The 18,842-nt window shown below is 57.7% G+C and carries 19 protein-coding genes; 4 read left to right on the top strand and 15 right to left on the bottom strand.

Annotated elements, in window-relative coordinates; genetic code table 11:
* The first annotated feature begins 144 nt into the window (after positions 1 to 144).
* Positions 145 to 735 carry a hemerythrin domain-containing protein gene (locus ABIE13_RS02985; RefSeq protein WP_354440998.1) on the top strand — a complete coding sequence of 197 codons (591 nt, stop codon included), beginning with the start codon at positions 145 to 147 and terminating at the stop codon, positions 733 to 735.
* Positions 736 to 760: 25 nt separating this feature from the next.
* On the opposite strand, the gene ABIE13_RS02980 is transcribed toward ABIE13_RS02985, so the two are convergent.
* Complete coding sequence (locus ABIE13_RS02980) at positions 761 to 2,896, bottom strand: sigma-54-dependent Fis family transcriptional regulator (protein ID WP_354440996.1); 2,136 nt, start codon at positions 2,894 to 2,896, stop codon at positions 761 to 763.
* Between the two features lie 453 nt (positions 2,897 to 3,349).
* Between ABIE13_RS02980 and exaC the strand changes: the two genes are divergently transcribed.
* The gene (gene exaC / locus ABIE13_RS02975) at positions 3,350 to 4,873 is read left to right on the top strand and encodes an acetaldehyde dehydrogenase ExaC (RefSeq protein ID WP_354440995.1); all 1,524 of its coding nucleotides are present in this window, start codon (positions 3,350 to 3,352) and stop codon (positions 4,871 to 4,873) included.
* A gap of 179 nt (positions 4,874 to 5,052) precedes the next feature.
* Positions 5,053 to 5,430 (top strand): DUF779 domain-containing protein, encoded by a 378-nt coding sequence (locus tag ABIE13_RS02970; RefSeq protein ID WP_354440994.1) that lies wholly within the window; start codon positions 5,053 to 5,055, stop codon positions 5,428 to 5,430.
* 44 nt (positions 5,431 to 5,474) lie between these two features.
* Here the strand turns inward: ABIE13_RS02970 and ABIE13_RS02965 are convergent, their stop codons facing one another.
* The 4 genes from ABIE13_RS02965 to ABIE13_RS02950 all read right to left on the bottom strand — a co-directional run bounded on the left by ABIE13_RS02965 (position 5,475) and on the right by ABIE13_RS02950 (position 8,876).
* Positions 5,475 to 6,047 (bottom strand): class I SAM-dependent methyltransferase, encoded by a 573-nt coding sequence (locus tag ABIE13_RS02965; RefSeq protein WP_354440993.1) that lies wholly within the window; start codon positions 6,045 to 6,047, stop codon positions 5,475 to 5,477.
* Between the two features lie 337 nt (positions 6,048 to 6,384).
* Positions 6,385 to 7,641, bottom strand: a complete 1,257-nt coding sequence (locus ABIE13_RS02960; protein WP_354440992.1) for an MFS transporter — start codon at positions 7,639 to 7,641, stop codon at positions 6,385 to 6,387.
* 152 nt (positions 7,642 to 7,793) lie between these two features.
* On the bottom strand, positions 7,794 to 8,255 hold the full coding sequence (locus tag ABIE13_RS02955) for a MaoC family dehydratase (RefSeq protein ID WP_354440991.1): 462 nt from the start codon (positions 8,253 to 8,255) through the stop codon (positions 7,794 to 7,796).
* Positions 8,256 to 8,336: 81 nt separating this feature from the next.
* Positions 8,337 to 8,876 (bottom strand): PaaI family thioesterase, encoded by a 540-nt coding sequence (locus ABIE13_RS02950; RefSeq protein WP_354440989.1) that lies wholly within the window; start codon positions 8,874 to 8,876, stop codon positions 8,337 to 8,339.
* A 60-nt stretch (positions 8,877 to 8,936) separates the two neighbouring features.
* On the opposite strand from ABIE13_RS02950, the gene ABIE13_RS02945 reads away from it, so the two are divergent.
* Positions 8,937 to 9,398 (top strand): MarR family winged helix-turn-helix transcriptional regulator, encoded by a 462-nt coding sequence (locus tag ABIE13_RS02945; RefSeq protein ID WP_354440987.1) that lies wholly within the window; start codon positions 8,937 to 8,939, stop codon positions 9,396 to 9,398.
* A 114-nt stretch (positions 9,399 to 9,512) separates the two neighbouring features.
* Here the strand turns inward: ABIE13_RS02945 and ABIE13_RS02940 are convergent, their stop codons facing one another.
* The 10 genes from ABIE13_RS02940 to ABIE13_RS02895 form a co-directional block, all read right to left on the bottom strand.
* On the bottom strand, positions 9,513 to 9,758 hold the full coding sequence (locus ABIE13_RS02940; RefSeq protein ID WP_354440986.1) for a hypothetical protein: 246 nt from the start codon (positions 9,756 to 9,758) through the stop codon (positions 9,513 to 9,515).
* Between the two features lie 73 nt (positions 9,759 to 9,831).
* Positions 9,832 to 10,617, bottom strand: a complete 786-nt coding sequence (locus ABIE13_RS02935) for a tRNA-uridine aminocarboxypropyltransferase (protein WP_354440984.1) — start codon at positions 10,615 to 10,617, stop codon at positions 9,832 to 9,834.
* Positions 10,614 to 11,219, bottom strand: a complete 606-nt coding sequence (locus ABIE13_RS02930) for a class I SAM-dependent methyltransferase (RefSeq protein WP_354440982.1) — start codon at positions 11,217 to 11,219, stop codon at positions 10,614 to 10,616. The genes ABIE13_RS02935 and ABIE13_RS02930 overlap by 4 nt, the downstream gene beginning before the upstream one ends.
* 657 nt (positions 11,220 to 11,876) lie before the next feature.
* Complete coding sequence (locus tag ABIE13_RS02925; protein WP_354440981.1) at positions 11,877 to 12,296, bottom strand: NUDIX hydrolase; 420 nt, start codon at positions 12,294 to 12,296, stop codon at positions 11,877 to 11,879.
* 114 nt (positions 12,297 to 12,410) lie between these two features.
* The gene (locus ABIE13_RS02920) at positions 12,411 to 13,070 is read right to left on the bottom strand and encodes a hypothetical protein (RefSeq protein ID WP_354440979.1); all 660 of its coding nucleotides are present in this window, start codon (positions 13,068 to 13,070) and stop codon (positions 12,411 to 12,413) included.
* A gap of 26 nt (positions 13,071 to 13,096) precedes the next feature.
* A complete protein-coding gene (locus ABIE13_RS02915) occupies positions 13,097 to 13,480 on the bottom strand; it encodes a hypothetical protein (RefSeq protein WP_354440978.1) in 384 nt (127 codons plus the stop codon).
* Positions 13,467 to 14,315 (bottom strand): DUF3325 domain-containing protein, encoded by an 849-nt coding sequence (locus ABIE13_RS02910; protein WP_354440976.1) that lies wholly within the window; start codon positions 14,313 to 14,315, stop codon positions 13,467 to 13,469. Before ABIE13_RS02910 ends, ABIE13_RS02915 begins: the two co-directional genes overlap by 14 nt.
* Positions 14,312 to 14,614: an iron transporter gene (locus tag ABIE13_RS02905; RefSeq protein ID WP_354440974.1), complete on the bottom strand. Its 303-nt coding sequence runs from the start codon at positions 14,612 to 14,614 to the stop codon at positions 14,312 to 14,314. The genes ABIE13_RS02910 and ABIE13_RS02905 overlap by 4 nt, the downstream gene beginning before the upstream one ends.
* Positions 14,611 to 16,284: a PepSY-associated TM helix domain-containing protein gene (locus ABIE13_RS02900; protein WP_354440972.1), complete on the bottom strand. Its 1,674-nt coding sequence runs from the start codon at positions 16,282 to 16,284 to the stop codon at positions 14,611 to 14,613. The genes ABIE13_RS02905 and ABIE13_RS02900 overlap by 4 nt, the downstream gene beginning before the upstream one ends.
* Before the next feature lie 125 nt (positions 16,285 to 16,409).
* On the bottom strand, positions 16,410 to 18,833 hold the full coding sequence (locus tag ABIE13_RS02895; protein ID WP_354440970.1) for a TonB-dependent siderophore receptor: 2,424 nt from the start codon (positions 18,831 to 18,833) through the stop codon (positions 16,410 to 16,412).
* Positions 18,834 to 18,842 lie beyond the last annotated feature (9 nt).

The following is an 18,842-nucleotide window of genomic DNA, read 5'->3' as shown; positions in this document are numbered from 1 at the left end:
GACATCGCTTTCAGCATTTTTCTTACACGTCTGCGTGTGCGTGGGGATGATGATTGTTGCCATCTGCCCATAACTACAGACCAGCGCATTGAGCCAGGTGTGATCACTCCTTTTACGACCACCCCCCGCTAAGCGCTTTCAAAAATGCACCCACAAACATTTCAAGCTCAGGCCAAGGCCAAATCCATTGCCAAGGCAAAGGCCATCGTTCCCGACCTGCCCGTCAGGCTTGGAAGCACTCCTGCGACCACCTTCCGCGGCAATCCCGATATTTTCGGCCGCCTTGTGGAAGATCACGATATGCATCGCGCTCTCTTCGCCATGATTGAAGAAACTGAAGGGAAGTCGCCTGAAAGGAAGAAGCTTTTCAGGGAGCTTGTAAAGGAAATCAAGGCCCACTCAGCCGCAGAAGAGCAGGCACTTTGGTCTACAGTGATGCGAAATCCCAAGACCACTGACGACGCAAGACATGCGGTCAGCGAGCATAAAGAGCTGGACGAAATGCTAGCTGACCTTGCCGCACGGGATATGGCTTCTCCGACTTGGATGCGCCGTTTCAAGAAGGCGAAGGACGAGTATCTACACCACGTCAGGGAAGAGGAACAAGAACAATTTCTCGCGGCACAGAAACATCTGTCCACCGCTGATGTGGCTTACATGAAGCGAGTGTTCATTGCGCGCAAGCGCGATGAAAAAGCCTCAGTCAAGATCGATAAGAAGATCAAATTAAACTAGAGCTGGGCCTTTCCAAAGCCCTCGGCTAATCGAGCAGCCCCGGGGGAAGCAGATGCTTCTTTCGGTAGATGGTGTTGCGCGATATACCGAGAGCTTTGGCCACGGCAGAAATATTTCCTTTGTGCTCACGCAAAGACTGAGCCATGGCCTGAAGAGCCAAATCCTGAAGGCTTTGCACGGGACTTGAGCTCTCGTTAGATCCTATGAACTGAAGCGATGCAGGGGCGTCATGGTTCTGAGCGAGTGACAACCGATCCACGGCTTGAGCTTGCAAGATGACGTCACGCACGTCTTCAAAACCCACCTCTTCCAGAAAGTCATCAGGGAGATGACCGCGTTCAATTAGCCGATCCTCTCCCACCATCACAACCGCTGTCCGCAACAGGTTATGCAGTTGGCGAAAGTTGCCTGGCCAGTGATAGCGATGGAACATATCAACAACGTCCCCGGAAATAGCCACCGGATCGTTGCCTTCGCAGAGGCTATCAATAAGCCGGCGCATCACAAAATCAAAGTCCGTGCGGTCACGCAGTGCTGGCAATTTGACCACCAGGCCGTTAAGACGGTAATACAGGTCTTCTCGGAAGTCTCCAGCGAGGATCATGGACTTGGGATTCTTGTGCGTGGCACTGATCACCGCCAGGTCGACATCTATTTCCTTGCCCGAACCAAGCGGGCTTACTTTTCGCTCCTGAAGCACGCGCAGCAGTCTCGCCTGTAGATGCTTGGGCATGTCACCGATCTCATCGAGAAACAGGGTTCCGCCGCTGGCCTGAAGAATCTTGCCCGGAGAGCCTTTTTTGCGCGCACCCGTAAAAGCGCCCTCCTCGTAGCCAAATAACTCGGCTTCAATCAAAGTGTCCGGAATGGAGGCGCAGTTGACAGAGACAAAGGGTCCCCCTCTTCGCTCGGAATCACTGTGGACGGCTTGCGCAAGCAGGTCTTTGCCTGTTCCGGTCTCACCCAGAATCATGATGGGAATGTCGCGACCAGACAGCAAGCGGAGCTTGCGAATGACCGCTGAGACCTGAGCGTCCCCTGTGTCCAGATACTGCAATGATGAAAAACGGGGTTTGCGCACCGCAGGAGATGCCGAAGGCCTTGTTGCCGCAGTCCCCGCTGATGAGCGAGGCGCCGCCCAGGTTGGTTCGCGTTCCAATTGAGCGCGGCACCAGACACTCACGCCGTTATGCATGCAAAATTGTTGGGGTGTCGGCAGGCCCCCCCAGGATTCTTCTACTAGAGAGGAAATCGGCAGCCCGAAGAGCGACGAAAAAGTATGCGCCTTGAGTGCGTTGAAAGGCAGTCCGAGTTGAAACTGAGCGCTGCGGTTGGCAGACAGAAAGCGGCCATCGGGCGTGAAGGCCGCGATACCTTCCACCAGAGTGCCCAGGAACTCGGGCCGCGCGTGAAAATGCAAGCGGATGGCCCTCGGAAATACACCGGCAAACATGTGGTTCTCAATCATCTGAGCCGACATACGCACCAACGCCAGCGTGTGCTGGTGGTATCCCCGCCGATCCCCCGAGACATCGAGAGCGCCTATGACCTGACCGTGTGGGTCATAAATAGGAGCGCACGAGCAAGTAAGGAAATGGTTGGCTTCCAGGTAGTGTTGGTCACCATGGACGGTCAGGGCCTCACCCTCTGTGAGTGCAGTTCCCACCGCGTTCGTGCCTTTGCCGCGTTCAGACCAATCCATACCGGGCGTCAAGGCAACGCGCTGAGCTTTTTCCAGAAAGTCGTTGTCACCCAATGAATGGAGAATCATTCCTGAAGCAGAGGTAAGCAATACCATGCTATGGGTGTTGGCTATCTGCCCGTAGAGGGTTTCCATCACGGGAGCCGCGTGCTGAAACAAGAAGTGGTTTGCTTCCAGTTCGCTTCGCAACAGCGAGGTGTTGGGACTGGCGAAATCAGGGATGTCACCGCTACCCAAGCCGTGCGCGCGGGAACGCTCGTGCGCCAAGGGAATATACGCATCGGCCCTGCCCTCGCCGTTCGCGCCAGGTGGTGTGACCGAGTGGCCGACCTCCTTGCTTTGTACTCCCGCGTACAGATAGTCGCCCGCACTTTGGGGCGAAGTTCTCCAGCGCCCGGCCCTGCTGGAGGCGGCATTCGTATGCAAGTCGCTGAGCAACGGAGCCTTGTTGTGATCCATCCGCGTTTCCTGAAGAACTGTCAAAGCACTGACAACTGGGCTAGGGCGTGGTGACTGCGGCTCGTCAGAGCCTTACGCGGGAGCGAACTTACTTGTGAACGCGCCCTAAACCCTTGGGTCCCACACTATCACAATTGACTGAGTTTTGGACGCCGAGTTGATTACAAGGCCCGGTTTGAGTCAAGCGGTGCTGCACTTTTCTCTACGGGGCGGCGGGTACAGATTGCTCCATTCTGAAACAGTGAGCCTGCGCTGTGATGGAACGTGTTGCTCCAATTCGGACGAGGTACATGGGCCTGGAGCTTGTTCCGCCACGCGGTTTCCGGCAAAACTACAGTGTTTACCCTGAGTCTTCAGGTCATCTAACGCCATGGCATCGGTCTTGCAATGAGATGAAGTGTGCGGAGTGTTCCGCATCCCCCAGTTGAACCTCTTACCAATAAGGAGACCTCCATGGCAATTTATGCAGCCCCCGGCCAGGCCGGCGCAAAAGTCGAGTTCAAAGCCCGTTACGACAACTTCATCGGCGGCAAATTCGTGCCACCGGTCAAGGGTCAATACTTCGACGTCATTACCCCGGTCAATGGCAAGATTTATACGCAGGCTGCTCGCTCGGGAGCGGAGGACATCGAGCTGGCACTGGATGCAGCCCACAAGGCCGCTGATGCGTGGGGCAAAACGCCTGCAGCTGACCGTGCCAATGTGCTGCTGAAGATTGCTGACCGGATTGAGCAGAACCTGGAGGTGCTGGCATATGCAGAAACCGTGGACAACGGCAAGGCTATTCGCGAGACGCTGGCAGCCGATATTCCACTGACGGTGGACCATTTTCGGTACTTCGCCGGCGCCCTGCGCGCGCAGGAAGGCGGCCTCAGCGAACTGGACGAGACCACGGTGGCTTACCACTTTCACGAACCGCTGGGCGTAGTGGGTCAGATCATTCCATGGAATTTTCCTATTCTCATGGCCGCGTGGAAGCTGGCCCCTGCTCTGGCCGCTGGAAACGCGGTCGTGCTGAAGCCAGCGGAATCAACGCCGGTTTCCATTTTGATTCTTGCAGAACTGATCAGTGATCTTTTGCCGCCGGGCGTGTTGAACATCGTCAACGGCTTTGGCCGCGAAGCAGGAATGCCGCTGGCTCAAAGCAAGCGTATCGCGAAAATTGCCTTCACTGGATCGACCAGCACCGGCCGCGTGATCGCTCAGGCAGCGGCCAACAACCTGGTTCCGGCCACCCTGGAGCTTGGTGGCAAATCACCGAACATCTTCTTCGCAGACGTCATGGACAAAGACGACGCGTTCCTGGATAAGGCGATCGAAGGGCTGGTGCTCTTTGCGTTCAATCAGGGCGAAGTCTGCACCTGCCCGAGCCGAGCGCTTATTCAGGAGAGCATCTACGACAAGTTCATGGAAAAGGTTCTTAAACGGGTGGCAGCCATCAAGCACGCCAACCCGTTGGATAGTGACAGCATGATGGGTGCACAGGCGAGCAAGGAGCAACTCACAAAAATCCTGTCCTACCTGGAGCTGGGCAAGCAAGAAGGTGCGCAAGTACTTGCCGGGGGTGAACAGGCTAAGTTGGGTGGCGATCTCGAAGGTGGCTACTACGTACAACCCACTCTGTTCAAAGGCCACAACAAGATGCGCATCTTCCAGGAAGAAATCTTCGGCCCTGTCCTGGCTGTCACCACTTTCAAGGACGAGGCAGAGGCCTTGGAAATCGCCAACGACACACTGTATGGTCTGGGTGCCGGCGTGTGGACACGCAACGGAAACCTGGCTTTCCGCATGGGACGGGCTATCAAGGCTGGCCGTGTGTGGACCAATTGCTACCATGCCTATCCGGCGCATGCTGCCTTCGGCGGGTACAAGGAGTCGGGCATTGGCCGCGAAAACCATAAGATGATGCTGAACCATTATCAGCAAACCAAGAACTTGTTGGTGAGCTACAGCGAAAACAAACTGGGATTCTTCTAAGAGCCTGTTGATAGCCTCTGCGCGAGTGCAGACCCCGTGTTTCAGGCGGCGTGCAACGAACACCATCGCACAGTGAGGAGGCTCTGAACAGGCTCTAATAGATCGTTTTCGTCGCTATTTTTTTCCAGGGGCGAAGCGATTCGCCCTTTTCCTCTTGATATGGCAGTGGAGGTCTTCTTATGGTCGAACGCGTCATTGCAACTCCTGCCGCCCTGGCGCTCATTGAAGAGATGAAAGCGCTGCATGGCCAGATCATGTTTCACCAGTCCGGCGGTTGTTGCGACAACAGCGCTGCCAATTGCTATCTACCAACAGATTTGACCATTGGCTCCCAGGACATCAAACTGGGAGAAGTGGGTGAGGTGCCCTTTTACATAGGCAAACTTCAGTATGAATACTGGAAGCACACCCAACTCATTCTGGATGTCATTGAAGGCAGTGGTGGTACCTTTTCGCTGGAAGGAAATACCGGACGGGCTTTTCATACCCGCTCTCGGTTGTTCACCGATGACGAGTGGGCTGAGATTGAGGCAATAGTCGAGCGTGACCTGGCCTGAGGATCCGAATCGGAACCTTCAAGCTTTTGGTTAACGCGCCTTCCTCAATGGGAACTCTGAATCTGGCTCAGCCGGTAGACCGAGGCTGGCGGGATGTTGGTGAGCGTGCCGCCAATCCACTGTGCTTGCAGGCCAAGGCGAGTCAATAGCTTGCGCGGCACAGGGCAACGCGGTCCGTAGGTGAACTGGTAGAAAGCACCGTCCGGTTTCATTTTGCGAAAAGCGCCCCTCAAAATGGCAGCCGACTTAAGCGGGTGCATGGTCAATAGTGGCAGTCCGCTGACGACAGCACCTGCGGGCCGGCCCTCAAAGATGTCGGCGGTGCGCAGTCGCGCAGCATCCATGCGCAGAGTGCAGGCTCTCGGATAGCTCAAGCGAAGTGCTTGAGCAAACTCTGCTCCGAACTCGATCAGTGCAAGATCTTCCTGCCTGATGCCGCGATCAATCAAGGCCCGCGTAAAAACCCCGCTGCCCGGCCCCAGTTCAATCACTGGCCCGGTGTCTGGGGAAATCTCCGAGGTGATGAGTTGAGCGAGCGCCTTTCCTGAGGGGACGACGGCGGCCACTCGCAAAGGATTCTTGAGCCACGCTTGAAAAAAATCGAACGCTTCGGCCATAGGTTATTGCATCATGGAATAGGAGTTGGAGCAGCATTCCAGGCTCATCGCAGGCAAGCTGACAACGCTGGTCCTCGATGCACGGAGGTGCTCCCGCCGCATGTTAGCGCACTAACACCCCATATCGTGAGCCCCATTCGTTACCGTTTCAAACGCAGTACGGCGACGTATTGAGTCATTGGCGTGAATTTGAAACCAACGATGTATACGTTCGTTTCAAACCATTCCCCTGTGCGAGGCTAATTCCAATTATGAATCTCAGGTATGACTCAAAACTTGCTGTGCAGTCCCACGGTGACCGCACGTCCTGCCCCTGGAAAAACCCGAAGTTGCCCACTCAAGCGGTCGCAGGGCGCAAGCTGAGTTTGGCTTCCCGAATGGGAAGATGGATGAGAGCAGCGCCTGCAGCAAGCGCAATGTCGATGTACCAGACCCAGTCGTAGCTGCCGGTGGCCTGGAACACCTGGCCGCCCAGGTAGGCACCAGCAAAGCCGCCTATCTGGTGCGCCAGCATCAAAACACCAAATAACATGGCCATGTTGGAGGGACCAAACATCTTGGCGACCAGCCCAGCCGTGGGGGGAACTGTAGAGAGGTAAGTCACCCCCATCACTGCTGCAAATATGAGCATGATGGCCGGCGTCTTGGGTGCCAACAGGAACACCAGCACTGCCAAACCGCGAACAGCGTAGAGCATGGAGAGAAGAGACTTCATGCGCCAACGCCCTACTGCCCAGCCCATAGCCAGGCTCCCGACAATGTTGAATAGGCCGATCATGGCCAGGGACCAGCCCGCGATGGCTGGCGGTAGGCCGCAGGCTTCGACGACACCAGGCAGATGAGTTGCCAGGAACGCCACGTGAAAGCCGCACACCATGAAGCCCAGCGCGAGAAAACCGTAGCTCGGCGTTGCCAACGCCTGGCTCAGCGCTTCGCGTGCGGTGAGCGCCTTTTTGCCAGAAGCCGCTGCTGCGGCGGCGGCCATGGCTTTGGAGTTGCCCTTGAGCATCCAGATGGCAGGCAACGCCAGAAGGACCAGCACGCCCAGCCACTGCATGGAGGCGGCCCAGCCAAGAGTTGCCGTCAAGCCGATCGCGATGGGAGCCATGGCGAATTGGCCGAACGATCCGCCAGCGTTGACGATGCCCGAGGCCATGCCTCGTCGTTCAGCGGGCACCAGCCGAGCCGTAGCTGCCATCAATACCGACGGTCCGGCCATGCCGGCCCCACCGGCAGCCAGTACGCCAATGGCGAAAATCAGGCCCATGGTGGAGGTCATGAGCGGGGTGATCACCGTCCCGATGGCCACCAGCAAAATGCCTATGAAAATGACGCGTCCTGTGCCAATGCGGTCGGCCACGGCGCCCGCAAATGGTTGAGTCAGGCCCCACCATAGCTGCCCGAAGGCAAACGCCAGACTGATATTGCCAATGCCGAGGCCGGTGGCTGTGTTCAAGGACGACAGGTACAAGCCCATCGTGTTGCGCACGCCCATGGAGAGCGCGTAAGTTCCTGCGGCCGCAATGAGCACGAGCCACAGGGCATGGCGAGAAAACCTGGACGTGGCTGGCAAGTGACGACTGGATTGACTCATGGAGTTCTTTCGAAATTTCTCACTGCACCAGCTTTAAGCCTCCGCAAGCTGAGCAGACCAAGCACTTTCGCTGAATGCGCTTCTCGGACCTATGGCATGACGCTGTCCTTCACATCTTCTGAGCTCTCGCCAAGCCCGCTGCTACAGGGCATTCACTGCGCTGAATTGGGACGTCTCTGGACCACTAGATTGCCGACCGAGGTCTGAACTACATGGCCGTCCTGGTTCAATGTGTTGGTGCGAACCTTTACCAGACCTTGCTCCGGACGAGACTTTGAGGGCCGCACCTCCAGAATCTCGCTTTCAACACGCAATTCATCACCAGGACGCACGGGTCGAGGCCAGCGCAGTTCATCGAAACCAGCCCCTACGATGCCACCCGCAGGTTTGAAGTCGCTTTCGACCAGCAAGCGCATGGTAATGGCAGCTGTGTGCCAGCCGCTGGCGGCCAGGCCGCGAAAGATCGAGGCGGTCGCAGCTGTCTCATCCAGGTGAAAAGGCTGTGGATCGAACTCCGAGGCGAAAGTCTTGATTCGGCTCTCTTCCACGCGAATACGCGTGGCACCGCCCAGTCGCTGGCCGGGAGTGAAATCTTCCAGATAAAGAGTACTCATGGAAATTCCGTCAATTAAAAGTGCTTTGAAAATTGACTCTGCACGGAATGCAGAATCTTTGCAGCTGTCTTCATGCTTCTATCAAGACGCTGACTGAGGGACATCGAAGATGAGACACGTGGTGCTGGCGTGGGCGTACAACTTGCCATCCGGGCCGACAATGCGCGCCTCGGACGTGGCTACCTGGCGCCCGGGGTGGACAATCTTGCCTTCAGCGCGAACAAAAGGCACTCGGTCATGGAGTGGACGGACAATGTTCACCTTCAACTCCAGAGTGGTGTAGCCCTTTCCCGCAGGGAGTGTCGTATGGACTGCGCAGCCCAAAGCCGAGTCGAGCAGTGTGGCGAACCATCCGCCGTGCACCGTACCCAATGGGTTGTAATGCCGACGCTTTGGCCGGCCTTGAAACACCGCTGAACCAGGCTCCATGTGGATTGGCACGAAGTCCAGTGTCTCCCCAATGGGCGCAGGAGGCAGATCCCCTGCGAAGATGGCCTCGAAGATTTGCATACCCGAGAGATCCGTCGCCTTCAGTTTGGGTTTGGAGTCAGGCGCAGCCAAACGCGCACGAACACGCGCCTCATCAGCCTCCCAAAGTGCAACAACTTTTTCGACATCCATGTATATCTTCCCTTCAGGATTAATATTGTATATGCAATAGTTGCAGGTACAATGTATCACATGAATAGCGCCCTCAAGCCACAAGGTTGTACTAACCTGAAGCTACGTCAACTCACTCGTTTGGCCACCCGGCACTACGACCAGTATGTTGCGTCCGCTGGACTCAAGAACACGCAATACGCTTTGTTGTCTCATGTTGTGGGGCTGGGCCCTATCGAGCCCGGTGAACTAGCCAGACGCATGCAGATGGATGCGTCCACGCTGACGCGCAATCTGCAACCGCTCTCTGCACTGGGACTGATAGAGGTACGTGCGGGCAAGGATGCGCGCAGCCGGCTCGTGGAGGCTACCTCAGCGGGTCGGGCCAAGAGAAGCGAGACTCAGCTGGCGTGGAAGGCCGCGCAGGTCGCGCTGAATGAACGCTTGGGCGAAGACAGGGTTGCCGCACTGCATGAGCTACTCGATGCCTGCATTGGTTGCTTTGACGAATCCGTCGAGACCGGGGCAGCCTCATCAGGGTAGCCTGCTCTTTCCGCGCACCCGTGGTCAGCCAGTCCTGTTACGTCTCAGGAGGCCAAGCTTCGAAAGCACCGATTCAAGGGGCTGAAAGATAAGCAGATGAAAGGCCCGGGGAGCCTAGATCTTCACAACCGACCAGCCCGCATGCAGGTTCTGGGTGTCGTTCTCGTAATCCCAAATCGTCGCACAACGCTCGCACTGATATCGAGTAACAGTGACCAACCCAGACGCGCGCTCCTCTTTACGATTGCGACGCTGGGCCAATTCGGCGTGGCCTGGGGCACGGCGCCAATTAAGCTGGATTCCGGCGCAGGAATCACACATGGGCGCCTGATCTGGCTCCGAAGGTGGGTGGGAAGGCATAAAGTATGAGAGAGGGAGTACTGGCCATTGTGCCGCATACAGGCCACGGCACGGCCTCAATGACCAGCAGACTTCAGCTTGCCGGAAGATGCGTGCGTGCATTCCGCCAGGCTTGGCAGGCTGGGCTGTCCATGTTCGCCGGCAATTGTTGCTTGGCCTGCAAATAGTAGTGGGTAAATAGATCCAGATAGGCTTCGAGTGTCTGCGCGGCCCGAAGATCGCCACTAAGCTCCAGACACATAGCTGCAACCTCGGCCGTACAAAAGTGGTCACTGCGCGTGGAGCGGCGCAAGCGATAGCGAGATAGCCGCTCAGGTTGCAGGCTCAGCACCGGAAAGCGATCCAGATATGGGCTCTTGCGGAACATTTTTCGCGCTTCGGACCAGGTCGCATCAAGCAGAACAAACAAAGGGCGCTTTTGCGCGACCCCGTCCGACTCTTGTTTTGGTGCGTCAAGCGAATGCAGCACACGCTCGGCACTCACATATTCACCAGGAAAGACAATATACGGCTGCCACTCGGGGTCAGCAAGCAACGCCAATAGATCGGCGTCCACTTCAGTCCGTGCCCAGCCGAATGCGAAGGTGTCTGCCACCACATCGGCCACGAGCCAGCCCGTGTTACTGGGTTTGAGGGGCTCAGTGTCTGCGAGTAAAAGGCAAACGCCCGCCTGCGTTGCCTGGGTGGGGCGCTGCGAGCACAGGCAATGACTAGGCCGCAGGCGGCAGCCAGTACAGCGCTCCCCGCGCACTCCCCCACGGGCCATGAACGGCTTGGTGCTACGCGCAATTCGACGCGTACGCAGCAGCGAGACCGCATGCGGTGCGAGCGGAGGAGAGCTGATGTGGTCGGGTTTCAACGGGCCGCGCTTTCAAGCTCAAACAGCGGCACCGGCGCGTCGCGATTTAGCCAGACGCCGCCGCCGAGCTCATTGAAACTCCGCGACAGCCCACGCCGGTAGAGCTGAGCACGATGCCGGAACAGGCGCGGATCTGTCAAGGTTTCATCGAGGGTCTCGCGCTCCCAGTCCTCATGGGAGACAGCCTCTATGTAGAGCGCGCCCTGGCTCAGCGCGCCAAAGTTGCGCAGTGCGAGCTTGAGGTCTTCCGGGCTCAGGTAAGGCAGTACCCCCTGACAGATAACAAAATCAAACGGCTTGTTCGCACGGTAGTCAACCACCGAACCACGCTCCCAGCCAAAGCGCTCGCACAGATAGGCGCTGAACTCCACGCCATGAAACCTGGCCTGAGGGAAATGCCTTGCAATCACGTCGCGCCACAGCCCAATTCCGCAACCCACATCCAGCACCCTGTGCACCGGCAGTCGCAGATACTTTAGATAACTGCACACAAAGCTACCCAGCCGCTCGATGTGCATAGGGTCAACCACGCTCGTTTTCTTATCGAAATAGTAGCGCTGGTAATACGCTTCGTCGAACCAACTATCGCTCGCAGACTTCACGGACTTTCCTCTAAAACCAAAAGCAAGAAATTCATAGACGGATACTTGACCAGCGCGATCACAAATGCGGGGCGGGAATTCTGCGTGACCGAAAGGCCCCGCTTTGCACGCGACGGTTATGCCATGGGAAAGAAGCAACGCTGCGAACCGCGCTGGCGTCGTGGCATCTTCTTTCCAACAAGGCTGGAAAGATGAATAACATGTTCCCAGACGCTGGAGTATCGCCAATCGCAGGATCAGGAGCGAAAGAGCATGCCAAATTGGGCATGCTCCGGCAAAGTCAACAAGATGGAACACCTCTCACGGTGTCCTGTTGTCTTGCGTTGTCTTGTGAGGCTTGCGCGAGCCTACTCCAAATGTTGAGGCTGCATGACATGCAGCGTTCATTGCGCAGTTCGGGAAAAAAGTGCATGGCTGGCCGATAGAACCGATGGCTAGCAAAATCGGCCGCAGCGGCTATGAAGCCCTGGGCCGTCCCACGATGAACTGCCTGACAAGAAACTCGGTCTGAGATCCTTGTCCATGAGGTCATCATACCATCAATTGAGAATGCTTATCATTTATAACCCTTCCGCGCGATGTACCTTCGATAAGCGCGGCTAATTAGGCATTCATGCCTGCGCGCAGGCCTGCCTTCTCAGTCGACGTGTTTGTCCTTCAGCCCACCGCAATAGGCGGCTTGGCGCACAAAGGCAAAAGCAGGTCTCGCGTCAGTGGCGCTAAAACCAAATCTCCAGGGGCATCAGGATTCACCCACATGGCGTCTTCAATCTCTGCAGCGGGAAAGACATCAGATGTCACGCGCAGATGAAAGACCTCGGCTACGACTGTATTGCCGGGCTCATTAGCTGCAACGGCAGAATATTGCCCAAGATACAAAAGCTCGTCCGGTTCCACGGATAGAGCGAGCTCTTCATGAAGTTCGCGGCAGAGTGCATGGCCCGCAGACTCCGCAGGTTCCATCTTGCCGCCGGGCTGCATGAATGCTGAAGTTCCAGCCTTCCTCACCAACAAGGTTTGGCCGTCCGAACGAGTGATTATGGCCGCAGCGATGCGTATTTGTTTATTCCCGGTCATTGATCGTTCACTTGGCGCGGTGCATATCGACGGCGGGATGTTAACTCCGCCCGGATCGGACTAAACAAACCTGCTTCGCAGAAGTATCAAGTGGTGCGGCGCATGTGGACGAGATCACCGGGGGACCTCGAAGCTGAGTGTTGCCGTGTGACGAACGTCGTCATACTTTTTCCCCCCTAGCGTCACACTGCCGTTGTCAATACGCGCAGTGACTTCAAGCACATACAAACCGGGAAACGATGGTGTGAAACTTACCGTGCCGTCTTCAGCTGGCGACAGCACGCGGCGCCAGCCTTCGGTGGTGTCTACGTTCACTTGGCTGGCAGTCACAGGGCGACCCTTGAACATCAGGCGAAAAGTGTTGCCTCCCGATACCGTGGGCACCAGCTCAAGGTCGTTGATAGCCTTGATTTCATTTCTTCCCAGTCGAGTCTGGTAATAGGTAAGCACGCCGTCCGATCCGGCGTGCGTTGCGGTAAACCGCATATCGTCCTTAATGCCCTCCCCTGTTGCAAGCTTGAAGTGATCCGAAGCCTGTTCATGGTGGGGTGCCGGCTTGCCCTCGGGCACTACAACCCGCACATCCGTCAGCGCGGGCAGCTTATCCAGGGGCTTGCTCAGTTCGCCTGCGTACACATGGACGCCACTGCTACGAAGTTGCAACCAAAGATAGTCCGCATATGCCAGCGTGGTGGCGAACAGACCGGAAACCCCCAAAACCCCTGCGCCTAGTCGACGCAGGAAATGGTTCCTGGAAGATCGCGTATGCGTCATGGATTCTCCTGATTACTGATACGGGTTTATGGATATTTCATCCAGAGCGGTATGCGTTCACGTGGCGGCGAGGTGATCTCATCTTGTTCCACGGTGATCTGCAAGCCTGGTCCGGTGTCAAACAAGACGTAGAAATTCTTTGCAGGCTTCTTGAATGTCCAAGTGGAATCCTTCCCAAGCTTGCCTTCCAGCAGCGTCGGGCCATCCACTGCGATCACTTGCATGCGCGAGCCGGGCATCTCGTCGCCATCGTTGCTGGCACCCCGACAGCGCACAGTGGTTTCGTCCAGCAGAAAGCAACGCGCAACGGGCTCATGGGCATGGGCATTGAAGGCGCCCAGGGTAGTCAAACTCATGACTAAGCCCGTCACCCAGTGCATCTTCTTTTGCTTTGGGTCAATGCTGCGCATGAGCCCTCCTCCTTTCGTCGAACCAGGCGACCGTGGACGGCGAGACTTGTTCTATCCGCCATGCTCTCTGGTGCACCTGGCCATCCTTGCCCACCACCGTAAGCCATAACTCGCTGCCCGCTTGGGTGGTGCTGGGCAGCGGAATCTCCACCCGCCTCTCCCAGCGCTGGCCCGTAAAGCCCATGCCCGTGGCGTATGCCGATCGAGGCTTGTGCACTTTCAGGTAGGCCTGTCGAATCTCGTTGTCGCAGGTGTCGCAAAAGCGCAAGCGGTATTGCTTCATCGGAACGTCCATTTCCATGACTTCGGGCGGGCTTTGGTAGGCCTCAGCCAGAGTAAAACGCCAGGGGCCTATGGAGGCCTGCAGCGCGCCTGGGTTTTTGAGAGGCTGCGACTCCGTGCGCGCCAGGGCAATGGAGAACCCTGCGATTGTGGTCACGAACAGGCCCGAAGCGATCCAACGCTGAACACGGGACTCCGAGATGGGTTGAACGGACTCCTGATTGGGCTTAGGCAGGCGTGTCGGCTTGTGTCGTACCGGCGGCTGCCAGGGCCATTTGGGGAAAATGAAGACCCAGGCCAGCGCCGCGATGCTCAGCCACCCTAACCAGAGGGTCACGCCCACGCCGATGTCCAGTACCGCAATGGCCCAGGCCAGCGAGAGGCTGAGCAGCAGCCATCCGAAGATCCGAGCAAGCAGTCGCCAGCGCGGTGCAGGCAAATAGCCCAGCAGGTGTTCGGAATAGCGCTCAGTAGCCAGTGCGAGTGCAAAAAAGCCTGTCAGGCTCACGGCCAGGATGCCCAGGTGGGCGCCTGTCAAGATGGGAGCGTTCATACGCCTGCTCCGCGGATGAGCCACCATGACAGCGCCGTACAGACAGCCGTTCCCAACGCCATGCCCATCCAGGCTCGGCTGGCGCTGCGGGTGTAGAACGCCCAGATCACGGCGACGGTGTAGACCACAAAGCTCAGCATGGTGGCCCAGAGCACGGCTTGCGCTTTAGGCGCAGGCCAGACGAGGCCCAAGAGTACGGTCGCCACCGAAGACAACGCGTAGCCGCCCAGCGCGGCGGCTGCCACTCGCGAAGCGACGGACCAGCGGTAGGCAGCGGTGGGTGTGGAGGGCTTGCTCATGCAACGCCTCCTCTGCCAATACCTTTGACAATCCCTTTTGCAAGCGCCTCTGCCTCTTGCACAACAGGTATGCCGGGCTGCTCGGGCTTCAGGCGCCGCTGCACCTTGAGCGCTATGACGGCGATCAAAGCGGACAATGCCAGCATGGTCAAATCAAAGCCCGCGAACTCCCAGTCGCCCGCGCTCAGGCTGCGGCCCAGATGGCGATCCGTGGTTAGTGCATTGATCAGCGGTACGAGCGCATAGGCCAGGCAGCCAACCCAAAGAAGCTCGATCCAGGCTCGGGTAAGCGGCCGCGCCAAGGCGTAGAACAAGCTGCCCAGCCACACTGCGAACAGGGTATGGAATTCCCATGCGGCGCGATCAAACAGCTCGACTGGCAGCAGTCGGTTGGCCCAGAAGTAACCTGCCACAGCGAGGGGCAAGCCGGCGATGGTGGCAACGTTCAAGTTCTCTACGAGCCTGACCCCAAAATGTTCAGCGCTCGCTTGGCCGCTGGAGAGATGGTGCTTGCGGCGCTTGACCGTCCAAAGGACCAGGCCGGTGGCAATCATGGCGCAACCGAGCAGTCCGGCTATGAAGTACAGCCATCGGCCCCAGATGCCGGCAAACAGCCCTTCGTGCAGATCGAGAGTGACACTTTGCGTGAGCGCTGCGCTGCCGCCAGGGCGCGGCTCGTCGGGCAAGGCCTTTCCCGTTTCCGCGTGAAAGCGAAGCGTAGGCGGGTTCCAGAAGTCCACGCTACCGCCTTGCGCTTTTGCCAGAATGATCTCCGGAGGTTTTCCTTTCAGGTGCTCAATAGTGATCGTCGCCAACCCGCCCTCGCCCCAGGTAGTGCTGGCTGCAGCCAGCACCGGCCCCCATGAAGCGGCTGGTCGGTTGATGGGAAGGTGATGATGTTCCGTCTGCTCTTGCAGCTCCTGGAAGAATGCTTTGCGCTCCACAGGACCACTGCCGTAGATGACATCCCGACCTGCGGGCATATAGGAGTACATGAAAAAGATCAACCCGCTGTAGGTGATCATCAGGAAAAATGGCAACGCCATCACGCTAATGGCGTTGTGTGCGTCCAGCCAGCTTCGCTGACCCTTGCCGGGGCGGAAAGTGAAAAAGTCCTTGAAAATCTTCTTGTGCGTTATGACGCCACTGACGATGGCAATCAACATGAGCATGGTGCAGGCGCCGACGATACGAATGGCCCACTCGTAGGGCATATAGTGAAGTTCGTAATGCATTCGGTACAGGCCAGTACCGCCAGAAGTAGCGCGCGGTTCTGCCTGTGCGGGAAGCACTGCACCCGTGTGGGGGTTCAGTCTTTCGATGGTGGTGGCGCCGAAGTCGTGGCCAGCTTCGGGCATTTGCTCCCAACGGATCGCAAGCTCTTGCCAACCACGAGGAATCAATGTTTCGTGCGGTAGCGTGATGCGCCAACTGGCCGCGTCAGGAGCGACTTTTTCCAGGCGCTCAAGGGCCGCGGCCAGCATGGTGGCTACAGGCGCCGTCTGCCCCACTGGCTGCGCCATGGGTTGTTCAGGCTGCATCCAGCGAGTGATCTCGTGCTGAAAATAGCCGGCTGTTCCTGTCACGAAGACAAAAAACAGCACCCATCCCACCACGAGGCCCGACCATGTGTGCAGCCAGGCAGCGCACTGCCGGAGGCCTTCTTTCATTGCATTACTTTCTTGGCTTATTGCGCGAAGGGGATTTCCACACGATCATGCTCAGCCCAAAGCCTTGGCCATAAGCTGAGAAGGTGTGAAGGAATCTCTCTGTCGCACGTTCGCTGAGCCTGCCGTTACAGCTTGGGCGTGTACTTCAAGGTCAACATGAAATTGCGCGGGTCGCCATAAGTACCGCCTGTGTACCCAATGAAGCCCGGCTGCAGGTAACGCCTGTCGAACACGTTGTTCACGTTCAATGCCAGATTGAGCTCAGGCGTGAACTGATAACCCACACGCAGACTTGCCGTGGCAAAACCCGCCACGTTGAACGAACGGTTGTAGTCGAGCGTATGGCTTTGGGCGTTCACGCCAGCGCCCACCGTGAGCCGGCTCCACTCACCTGGAAACCTATAGGAAACCCATGCGCGAAGCAGATGTTTGGGGGTCCATGTGCTAAATACCTTGCCTTGGTTGGTGGGATCACTCAGGAACCTGGTGGTGTTGTAGGTATAGCCGACCATCACCTGCAGATTTCTGAGCACTTCTCCGCTGACTTCAGCGTCAACACCCTGGCTGCGGACCTTGCCCGAGGGCGTGGAGCAGTACCAGCCATCACAGGCAAATCCCGAGGCGAGATCGTTGACCGCGCGGTTCTTGTGGTCGTAGCGGAATATTGCAAGCGACGTGTTCAGCCGGCCATCGAGCAACTCTCCCTTGATGCCGATTTCGTAGTTCTTTCCAATTGCAGGAGGCAGCACATCGCCCGCGACAGTTCTGGAGGACTGCGGTTCAAACACGCTGGTGTAGCTGCCATATACCGACCACTGCGGCGTGAGTGCGTAGACCAGGCCGGCGTAAGGCGTGATTTCGCCAGAAGTGGATTCAGTGGTTTGCGAGCCAAGCCGATAGTCAGAAAAGGTGTTGTTGTACCAGCTGGCCCGTGCACCCAGTATGGCCGTGAGTGGGTCCGTGAGCCGTGCGCGCCAACTACCGTACACCCCTTTTTGCTGTACGTCATACCCCGAGCGGGACTGCCTACCTCCCGCGGCCAACAGGCTTTCGACCGTTGGCTCAGGACGATGGTGGTCAATGTCGAAGATGTTGGCGCCGTCGGTGAATGTACGGGCATACATGTCCCTGGACCTGTACTTCGAGTAGTTGGCTCCCACGGTGATTTCGTTGCGTAGGCCGAAGGCTTCGAAGCGGCCGTTGACGTAAGCGTCGAGCCCCACTTTCGAAGAGTCGAAGTCGGTGATCCAGTCGTCATAGCTCGGCCCGCTCCCGTCGGGCGCCACTTCTCCGCTCATGCGCTGATGTTTGGAGGAGTTTTTCTCGGTCATGCGCATAGCGGAGACCTTGAGCTTCCAATCCTCATTGAAGCGGTGGTTGATGTCCGCATAAATCGTGGTTTGCTCCACGTTGGATCGGTTCCACCAGGATCCTGTGAACGTGGAACGCGGCAAGCCGACATCGCTGCCCCCGGCATAAAGCGGCACACCCAGAATAAACGGGCGTCCCTTGCTGTCCAAATGGCTGATGCCTACACCTAGCGTCGTGTCAGGGCTGATGTCATAGTCAAGCGCGCCATAGAGAGACCTGGTGCGGTCATTGGCGTAGTCGACGAAAGAGTTGCTTCGTGCCTCATCAAGGACCACGCGGCCGCGCAATGTGCCTTCTTTGTTCAAGGGGCCACCAGCGTCCAGCTGCATGCCATAGCGGTCCCAGGAGCCTGCACGGGCGGTCAACGCTACTGTTTTCTCTGACTGCCCGCGTTTACGCACCAGGTTGACTGCTCCTCCAGGGCTCCCGGTTCCCTGCAACAGCGCTGAAGCACCGCGCAGAACTTCCAGACGATCGTAGAACACCATGTCTTCGGTGCCCCAGTTGCCCAGTGTGTAGTGGTTGCGGGGAATGGCCACGCCGTCGTATTGCCAAGCGTCGATCTGAAAGCCGCGTGCGGAGAGCACCATGCCCTGACCGACACCGGAGATTCCGACGGTACCCGTGGTGTCATTGATCGCATCCTTCAGATCGACTATGCCTCGTTCGTCCATCTGCTTACGCGTGAGCACACTAATGGATTGGGGAATGTCCTTGATGGCCTGGTCGCCCTTGTTGATGCTCACGGCCCGGGCTGCCAGCGAATCCGTGCCTTCTGTGGTAGCGCTGCGTTCCGCCAGGGCGGTTACTGTCACTGAGGGCAGCGTTGCAGCGTCACCTGTCGGCGGCGCCGCCTTGATGACAATGGCGTTGCCTTCCCGAGTGGCCATCAGCCCGCTGCCGCTCAGCAGGCGATCCAGCGCCTGGTTTGGCGTGAGCGAACCCGAGACGGCCGGAGCTCTCTTTCCGCTCACCAATGCCGGCTGCACAATAAGTTGTGCTCCTGTTTGCAGTGCCCAGTCGTTCAGAGCCTGGCTGAGGGGCTGCGCGCTAATGTTGAAGGTTGCTGCCGCCCCGGGCAAGCCAGCACCGGAGCCCTGAGCAAGCAGAGGCCCGGAAGCAAAGGCCAGCGCCACAGCAAGGGCAAGCGGCGCCGGGCGCATCGTTGAAAAAGACATGCAGTCCTC

The organism is Ottowia thiooxydans (assembly GCF_040548795.1).
Classification (GTDB): Bacteria; Pseudomonadota; Gammaproteobacteria; order Burkholderiales; family Burkholderiaceae_C; genus Ottowia; species Ottowia thiooxydans_A.
This window is presented reverse-complemented; position numbering and strand designations above follow the sequence as displayed.

Coding starts and splice junctions, on each gene's coding strand:
- ABIE13_RS02895 (WP_354440970.1), bottom strand. CDS start 18,833: ATGTCTTTTTCAACGATGCGCCCGGCGCCGCTTGCCCTTGCTGTGGCG.
- ABIE13_RS02940 (WP_354440986.1), bottom strand. CDS start 9,758: ATGCCTTCCCACCCACCTTCGGAGCCAGATCAGGCGCCCATGTGTGAT.
- ABIE13_RS02905 (WP_354440974.1), bottom strand. CDS start 14,614: ATGAGCAAGCCCTCCACACCCACCGCTGCCTACCGCTGGTCCGTCGCT.
- exaC (WP_354440995.1), top strand. CDS start 3,350: ATGGCAATTTATGCAGCCCCCGGCCAGGCCGGCGCAAAAGTCGAGTTC.
- ABIE13_RS02915 (WP_354440978.1), bottom strand. CDS start 13,480: ATGCGCAGCATTGACCCAAAGCAAAAGAAGATGCACTGGGTGACGGGC.
- ABIE13_RS02970 (WP_354440994.1), top strand. CDS start 5,053: ATGGTCGAACGCGTCATTGCAACTCCTGCCGCCCTGGCGCTCATTGAA.
- ABIE13_RS02955 (WP_354440991.1), bottom strand. CDS start 8,255: ATGAGTACTCTTTATCTGGAAGATTTCACTCCCGGCCAGCGACTGGGC.
- ABIE13_RS02920 (WP_354440979.1), bottom strand. CDS start 13,070: ATGACGCATACGCGATCTTCCAGGAACCATTTCCTGCGTCGACTAGGC.
- ABIE13_RS02950 (WP_354440989.1), bottom strand. CDS start 8,876: ATGGATGTCGAAAAAGTTGTTGCACTTTGGGAGGCTGATGAGGCGCGT.
- ABIE13_RS02925 (WP_354440981.1), bottom strand. CDS start 12,296: ATGACCGGGAATAAACAAATACGCATCGCTGCGGCCATAATCACTCGT.
- ABIE13_RS02980 (WP_354440996.1), bottom strand. CDS start 2,896: ATGGATCACAACAAGGCTCCGTTGCTCAGCGACTTGCATACGAATGCC.
- ABIE13_RS02965 (WP_354440993.1), bottom strand. CDS start 6,047: ATGGCCGAAGCGTTCGATTTTTTTCAAGCGTGGCTCAAGAATCCTTTG.
- ABIE13_RS02960 (WP_354440992.1), bottom strand. CDS start 7,641: ATGAGTCAATCCAGTCGTCACTTGCCAGCCACGTCCAGGTTTTCTCGC.
- ABIE13_RS02910 (WP_354440976.1), bottom strand. CDS start 14,315: ATGAACGCTCCCATCTTGACAGGCGCCCACCTGGGCATCCTGGCCGTG.
- ABIE13_RS02900 (WP_354440972.1), bottom strand. CDS start 16,284: ATGAAAGAAGGCCTCCGGCAGTGCGCTGCCTGGCTGCACACATGGTCG.
- ABIE13_RS02945 (WP_354440987.1), top strand. CDS start 8,937: ATGAATAGCGCCCTCAAGCCACAAGGTTGTACTAACCTGAAGCTACGT.
- ABIE13_RS02985 (WP_354440998.1), top strand. CDS start 145: ATGCACCCACAAACATTTCAAGCTCAGGCCAAGGCCAAATCCATTGCC.